Below are 670 nucleotides of genomic sequence, written 5' to 3' on the forward strand. Positions count from 1 at the left end.
AACATAGATTCTAAAACTGAATATGTTAAGTGTGATTCATTGAATGTTCCATRTCCCATAAATACAATTGCCTCTTCAAATCCCATTTTAGGTACTTGATTTTCTATAGCTTYTACAACTTCTTTATARTCTTCTAYATATGTCAATAGTGGCCTACCTAGTATTATTTTTTCAAATTTATCATTATATTCTTCAACTTGCTCTCTTAATTTATTGAATTCTTCTCCACGTATTATATGTAAACTTTGAAATATAACCTCTTTATATCCTTCTTTATGTAATCTATTTAAAACTTCTATTGGACTTTCTATATGTAATCCATCTCTATTTTTTAATATTTTTATTATAGTATTAGAAGTGAATGCTCTAAAAAAATCATATCCTTCTAAACCTTCTCTTATTTTTTTCTCACAAGCCTCTATAGTTTTTTCTCTAGTTTCTTTATATGTTGTCCTAAAACTAATTACTAAAACAGCTTTTTTCATATTTAATTCACCTTATCTAGATTTATAAATATATTATTTCGATTATCTTTACATATTTTATAGTACCTTTAAATACTACTTATCATATATTTATTTTAATTTAATTCATCTAGTCTAACAAAGTATTTATATATTAATAGTTAAAATGTAAAAGTCCTAACTTATTTAAAATTAGGACTTTTACA

At 23.1% G+C, this 670-nt stretch carries 1 protein-coding gene; it reads right to left on the reverse strand.

Translation table 11 applies throughout. From position 1 onward, the window contains the following. Positions 1–485, reverse strand: a 485-nt coding sequence (locus G3997_RS09510) for a sirohydrochlorin cobaltochelatase (protein WP_296645536.1), incomplete at its 3' end; no start/stop codon positions are given. Positions 486–670: the final 185 nt, after the last annotated feature.

The sequence above is a fragment of the Romboutsia sp. 13368 genome (assembly GCF_018336475.1).
GTDB lineage: Bacteria > Bacillota > Clostridia > Peptostreptococcales > Peptostreptococcaceae > Romboutsia.